Raw genomic sequence first — 5537 nt, 5'->3', positions numbered from 1 at the left:
ACCTGCTGGTGGTGGGGATCTCGCTGTGCGTGATGGCGCAGTGGTACCGGTCGATCGTGCCCGGGATCGTGCTCCACGGCGTCAACAACGCGGTCGTGTTCGCCGGCGTCGTCGCGGCGGGCGCGACCTGAGGGGTGCACGTGGGGCGGTGCCCGGCGGAGCTCAGGCCAGCAGTGCGGACACCAGCAGCAGGACGGGGAGCGCCCCGAGTGTGGTGAGGACCGCCGAGTCGCGGGCGAGCAGCGTCCCGTGGCCGTATCGGGTGGCCACCACGAGCACGTTCTGCGCCGTGGGCAGGGCGGCGGCCACCACCACGGTGAGGAGCTCGTGACCCCGCATCCCCATGAGGCCGCTGCCGACGGCGTACGCGAGCAGGGGGTGTGCGACCAGCTTCAGGCCGCTGGCCAGGGCGATCTCCCGGCGCGGTGACGCTCCGGCCTCGAGCACCTTCACGCCGTAGAGGGACATGCCGAACACCAGGAGTGCGCCGGGGACCGAGATCTGACCGACCAGGTGGACCGGCTCGAGCAGCCGTTCGGGCGGCGACCACGGCAATGCCGCCACCACCACCCCGGCCAGCGCGGCCAGGACCAGCGGGGTCCGGGCGGCCTGGAGCGCCGAGGAGAACGCACCTCCGCCGCCATCGGTCGTGCCCTCCGCCCGGGCGGCGCGCTCGAGTACGGCGATGGCGATCGGCTGGAGCACCGCCACCTGGAAGAGCAACAGGGGCATGACGAACCCGAAGTCCCCCAGGACGTAGACGGCGATGGGGATGCCCAGGTTGGCCGAGTTGACGTAGCTGGCGGACAGGGCGCCGACGGCGAGGTCGGCGGCCGGCCGCCGGAGCCACAGCTTCGCGATGAGCACGTAGGCCACCGCCATGACGATCGCCGTCGCGGCGGAGACCACGAAGACGCCGGTGAAGACCTGGTCGAGCGTAGTCCGGGCGAGGGCGTCGAACAGCAGGGCCGGGGTGGCGACGAAGAACACGAGCCGGTTGAGCACCAGTCGGGCGTCGGAACCGAGGACCCGGGAACGGGCGAGCAGCCACCCGAGTGCGACGACCGCGACGATCACGGCGAAGCCGTTGAGGACGCCGGCCACTGCGGACTCCTGGGGTTCGGGGGAGGGGAGCGGTAACGCCGATCGGGGCCGAGCACTCCTGCGGGCAGGAGGCGCGACCCCGATCGGGTTGCTGTTGCCTGTGTCGGCGGCTATTTACCGCGAACGGGACGTGCGGTGCGGTTCGACCGCGCCGAGCAAGGGCTCAGCGGCTGGTGAACGGCAGCAGTGCCATCTCACGGGCGTTCTTGACCGCGACGGCGACCTGACGCTGCTGCTGCGGCGTGAGGCCGGTGACGCGGCGCGAACGGATCTTGCCACGATCGGAGATGAACGTGCGGAGGGTGTTGACGTCCTTGTAGTCGACCGTCTCGATACCCGCGACCTTCAACGGGTTCTTCTTGGGCCGACGACCCTCCTGGGCACGGATCTTCTTGGACGGGGTGCTACGCGCTTTTGCCATGATTACCTACTCACCAACTCGACTTCGTGACACCGGGCAGCTCGCCACGGTGGGCCATCTCGCGCATGCGGACGCGGGAGAGGCCGAACTTGCGGAGGTAGCCGCGGGGGCGGCCATCGGCGACGTCGCGGTTACGCACCCGCACGGGCGAGGCGTCACGCGGCATCTTGTTGAGCGCGGTCTGGGCGTCCATGCGCGCCTCGTCCGTGCTCTCGGGGTTCTTGATGATTGCCTTGAGCTCGGCGCGGCGCTCGGCGAACCGGGCCACCTTGGCCTTGCGCTGCTCGTTGCGCGCGATCTTTGACTTCTTGGCCACGGGTCAGCGCTCCTCTCGGAATTCGACGTGCTTGCGGACGACCGGGTCGAACTTCTTGAGGACGATGCGGTCCGGGTTGTTACGGCGGTTCTTGCGGGTCACGTAGGTGAACCCGGTCCCGGCCGTGGACTTGAGCTTGATGATGGGTCGAACGTCGTTACGTGCCATCTCAGATCTTCTCCCCACGGGCGCGGATACGGGCCACGACGGCCTCGATGCCATCGCGGTCGATGGTCTTGATGCCCTTGGTGGAGACCGTCAGCGTGACGCGACGACCCTCGGAGGGCACGAAGTAGCTACGGCGCTGGATGTTCGGGTTCCAGCGACGGTTGGTCCTGCGGTGTGAGTGCGAGACGGACTTGCCGAAACCCGGCTTCCGTCCCGTTACCTGGCAATGCGCCGACATGGCGTGGTTCTCCTTCCGCCTCCTCGTACGGTGGCGCGTGATGGTCGGGGCTCCCGGTCGGCCTGGGCCGAACAGCAGCGGATCACCACGTCGCGGGCACCGTGAGAGGCGATAGCAAACGTGCAGACAACAGCGATGGTCTAGTTTACGGCCCGACCGCGGGAAACGGTAATCAGCACGTCAACGCCGGTGGGGACGGCCGGCGGAGCGTGCGAATTGGGTACGCGGTCATCGTACGGGTACGATCTACCGATGCGTGTGCTGATACCGGGATCCCCGGTTCGGCCACTGGCAGTTGCGTGCCCCTGACGGGGCGGGCGCCAGACCCAAGACTTCTACCGAGCTAGAGGGATCCAGTATGAAGAACGACATCCACCCCGACTACCACCCGGTGGTCTTCCAGGACTCGGGCACCGGCACCAAGTTCCTCACCCGCTCCACCGCGAAGAGCGAGCGGACCGTCGAGTGGGAGGACGGCAACTCCTACCCGCTCATCGTGGTCGACGTGACCAGTGAGTCGCACCCGTTCTGGACCGGCGCGCAGCGCGTCATGGACACGGCCGGCCGTGTCGAGAAGTTCCAGCGCCGTTACGGCAACCGCACCCGCCGCACCAAGTGAGCCGCGGGTCGGTGCTCCGCCGCCGACCCACACCCACACCCGAGACCTCAGAGGACGTAACAGTCATGGCAGTTCCGAAGCGTCGCCTCTCGCGCGCCAACACCCATTCCCGCCGCTCGCAGTGGAAGGCCGAGAACCCGGCCCTCCAGGAGACCAAGATCGACGGCCGCGCCGTGGTGCTGCCGCGTCGCCTGGTCAAGGCCGCCAAGCTCGGCCTCGTCGACCTCGACCGCTGAGTGTCGGTCGACTGATCGCCGAGACGAACTGAGCTCCGCGGCGCCCGCGCGTCGCACGCACACGCCCGGTCACGAGCCCGGTGGGTCCCCCCGGACCCACCGGGCTCGTCGGCGTCATCAGGAGCCGGCGCGGACCGCGCATCGGTCGCGGTATTCCTCAGCCGTGGTTCAGGCGGGTGCGGGAGACTTCCCGGTATGAAGATCCTCGTTGTGGACGACGACCAGGCCGTGCGTGAATCCCTGCGCCGTTCCCTCACGTTCAACGGTTATTCGGTGGAGCTCGCGGGGGACGGGGTCGAGGCGGTCGAACGGCTCGACGCGAACCGTCCGGACGCGGTGATCCTCGACGTCATGATGCCCCGCCGCGACGGCCTCGAGGTGTGCCGGATACTGCGGAGTCGGGGGGACGACCTGCCCGTGCTCATGCTCACCGCCCGGGACGCGGTGTCCGAGCGGGTGGCGGGCCTGGACGCGGGCGCCGACGACTACCTGCCCAAGCCCTTCGCGCTGGAGGAGCTGTTGGCCCGGCTGCGGGCGTTGCTGCGTCGTCGGGGTCCGGAGGCCGAGGACGTGGACGAGGTGTTGGAGTTCGAGGACCTGCGGATGGACCTGGCGACCCGCGAGGTCAACCGGGGGGAGCGCCGGATCCAGCTGACCCGGACGGAGTTCTCCCTGCTCGAGTTGCTCCTGCACCATCCCCGTCGTGTCCTCACCCGGAGCCACATCCTCGAGGAGGTGTGGGGTTACGACTTCCCCACGTCGGGGAACGCGCTCGAGGTGTACATCGGGTACCTCCGGCGTAAGACCGAGGGCGACGGCGAGAGTCGTCTGATCCACACCGTGCGTGGCGTGGGATACGTGTTGCGCGAGACGCCGTAGTGCGAGCCCGCACGGTGGGGTGGGGCTCCACACCGATCTCCCTGCACCAGCGGGTCACCCTGTTGGCGGCGAGTTCGGTGGGCGTCGCGGTGGCCCTGATGGCCGTCGCGGCGTACTTCGTCGTGTCCGGGTCGATGTACAGCGAGGTCAACAACCGGCTCCAGCAACAGGCCGACCAACTGGTCAACAGCCAGCTCGCGTCGGAGTTCGCCCTCCAGTCCCGGAGCACCCTCATCGCGCTGCGGGCCTTCAACCCCAATCTGGACGCGCAGATCGTCGCGCCCTCCGGTGTGCGGACGGCCACCGGCGAACCCTTCCAGATCGGCGGCCCCGAGATCGCCGTGGTCCGCGGCGAGACCGAGTCGAGCCTGCGGACGGCCGGGGGCAAGCAGATCTATGCGGTGGGGGTCCGCGACGGTTCGACACTCATCCTGGCGCAGGACCTGAGCCCCACCAGGGCGGCCCTCAATCGTCTGGCGATCGTCCTGACGCTGGTGGGTGCGGCCGGCATCGCGCTGGCGGCGGTGGCCGGTACGGCGGTGGGGCGCACGGGTCTGGCGCCGGTCGCCCGGTTGACCAGGGCGGTGGAGCGGATCGCCAGGACCGACGACCTGCGGCCCATCCCGGTGGCGGGTGATGACGAGATCGCCCGGCTCACCGCCAGCTTCAACCAGATGCTCGTAGCGCTGGGGGAGAGCAGGGATCGACAATCGCGGCTCGTGGCCGATGCCGGGCACGAGCTCAAGACACCGCTGACCAGTCTCCGGACCAACGTGGAACTACTGATCGCCGCGAGCAGGCCGGGGGCGCCGACCATCCCGGCCGCGGACAGGGGGGCGCTCGAGGTCGACGTGATCGGTCAGATCTCCGAGCTCACCCAGCTGGTCGGGGACCTGGTCGAGCTCGCCCGTGAGGATTCCGGGGAGGTCGAGCTGGAGCCGGTCGCGGTGTCGGAGGCGGTCGAGCGGGCCCTCGAGCGGGTCCGTCGGCGGCGTCACGACGTGCGGTTCGACGTGGATCAGGCGCCCTGGTACTCGTTCGGTGACAACGCGGGGATCGAGCGTGCGGTGCTGAACATCTGCGACAACGCGGCCAAGTGGAGCCCGACCGGGGGAACGGTGACGGTCCGGATGAACCCGGTGTCGGAGTCGGTCGTGGAGTTGACCGTCGCCGACCAGGGGCCGGGTATCCCTGAGGAGGACAGGCAGCTGGTCTTCGAGCGATTCCACCGCTCGCGGGAGGCACGGGCGATGCCCGGTTCGGGGCTCGGGTTGGCGATCGTCCGCCAGGTGGTCACCCGGCACGGAGGCACCGTGGAGATCCATGACGCGGACGGTGGGGGCACCGAGGTGCGGATGACCATCCCCGGGTGTGAGCTCCCCCCGAACTGATCGACGGGGGACGCGGTCGTCTCAGCGGGCACACAGCGCGGTGAGGAACCATGTCGGATATGGAGAACGAGAACGATCGGGGCACGGGTGGTCCCCGGCCCGGCGACGAGTGGGCCTCGGGTCCGGGCGCGGGTCCGGGTGGATACGGTCAGCGGCCGGAGAGCC

At 69.3% G+C, this 5537-nt stretch carries 9 protein-coding genes; 4 read left to right on the top strand and 5 right to left on the bottom strand.

Annotation, left to right across the window (positions count from 1 at the left end):
- Window positions 1–162: 162 nt before the first annotated feature.
- The 5 genes from G6022_RS06595 to rpmB all read right to left on the bottom strand — a co-directional run bounded on the left by G6022_RS06595 (window position 163) and on the right by rpmB (window position 2247).
- On the bottom strand, window positions 163–1104 hold the full coding sequence (locus tag G6022_RS06595) for an AEC family transporter (protein WP_182617162.1): 942 nt from the start codon (window positions 1102–1104) through the stop codon (window positions 163–165).
- 163 nt (window positions 1105–1267) lie between these two features.
- A complete protein-coding gene (rpsR, locus tag G6022_RS06590; RefSeq protein ID WP_007632792.1) occupies window positions 1268–1525 on the bottom strand; it encodes a 30S ribosomal protein S18 in 258 nt (85 codons plus the stop codon).
- A gap of 10 nt (window positions 1526–1535) precedes the next feature.
- A complete protein-coding gene (gene rpsN / locus G6022_RS06585; protein WP_017836289.1) occupies window positions 1536–1841 on the bottom strand; it encodes a 30S ribosomal protein S14 in 306 nt (101 codons plus the stop codon).
- Window positions 1842–1844: 3 nt separating this feature from the next.
- Window positions 1845–2009, bottom strand: a complete 165-nt coding sequence (gene rpmG, locus G6022_RS06580) for a 50S ribosomal protein L33 (RefSeq protein ID WP_017836290.1) — start codon at window positions 2007–2009, stop codon at window positions 1845–1847.
- Between the two features lies 1 nt (window position 2010).
- A complete protein-coding gene (rpmB, locus tag G6022_RS06575; protein ID WP_010542299.1) occupies window positions 2011–2247 on the bottom strand; it encodes a 50S ribosomal protein L28 in 237 nt (78 codons plus the stop codon).
- Window positions 2248–2605: 358 nt separating this feature from the next.
- Here rpmB and G6022_RS06570 point away from each other — a divergent pair, with 358 nt between their 5' ends.
- The 4 genes from G6022_RS06570 (at window position 2606) to G6022_RS06555 (ending at window position 5372) form a co-directional block, all read left to right on the top strand.
- A complete protein-coding gene (locus G6022_RS06570; RefSeq protein WP_095718598.1) occupies window positions 2606–2866 on the top strand; it encodes a type B 50S ribosomal protein L31 in 261 nt (86 codons plus the stop codon).
- 65 nt (window positions 2867–2931) lie between these two features.
- The gene (gene rpmF, locus G6022_RS06565; RefSeq protein ID WP_179525844.1) at window positions 2932–3102 is read left to right on the top strand and encodes a 50S ribosomal protein L32; all 171 of its coding nucleotides are present in this window, start codon (window positions 2932–2934) and stop codon (window positions 3100–3102) included.
- A 195-nt stretch (window positions 3103–3297) separates the two neighbouring features.
- Window positions 3298–3981: a response regulator transcription factor gene (locus tag G6022_RS06560; protein WP_182617164.1), complete on the top strand. Its 684-nt coding sequence runs from the start codon at window positions 3298–3300 to the stop codon at window positions 3979–3981.
- Window positions 3981–5372 carry an ATP-binding protein gene (locus tag G6022_RS06555; protein WP_182691217.1) on the top strand — a complete coding sequence of 464 codons (1392 nt, stop codon included), beginning with the start codon at window positions 3981–3983 and terminating at the stop codon, window positions 5370–5372. The genes G6022_RS06560 and G6022_RS06555 overlap by 1 nt, the downstream gene beginning before the upstream one ends.
- Window positions 5373–5537: the final 165 nt, after the last annotated feature.

This window comes from Dietzia sp. Cai40, assembly GCF_014145165.1.
Taxonomy (GTDB): Bacteria; Actinomycetota; Actinomycetes; order Mycobacteriales; family Mycobacteriaceae; genus Dietzia; species Dietzia natronolimnaea.
Note: the sequence above shows the minus strand (reverse complement) of the source record. Positions and strands in the feature narration are given on the sequence as shown.

Coding starts and splice junctions, on each gene's coding strand:
- rpsR (WP_007632792.1), bottom strand. CDS start 1,525: ATGGCAAAAGCGCGTAGCACCCCGTCCAAGAAGATCCGTGCCCAGGAG.
- rpmG (WP_017836290.1), bottom strand. CDS start 2,009: ATGGCACGTAACGACGTTCGACCCATCATCAAGCTCAAGTCCACGGCC.
- rpmB (WP_010542299.1), bottom strand. CDS start 2,247: ATGTCGGCGCATTGCCAGGTAACGGGACGGAAGCCGGGTTTCGGCAAG.
- G6022_RS06570 (WP_095718598.1), top strand. CDS start 2,606: ATGAAGAACGACATCCACCCCGACTACCACCCGGTGGTCTTCCAGGAC.
- rpmF (WP_179525844.1), top strand. CDS start 2,932: ATGGCAGTTCCGAAGCGTCGCCTCTCGCGCGCCAACACCCATTCCCGC.
- G6022_RS06560 (WP_182617164.1), top strand. CDS start 3,298: ATGAAGATCCTCGTTGTGGACGACGACCAGGCCGTGCGTGAATCCCTG.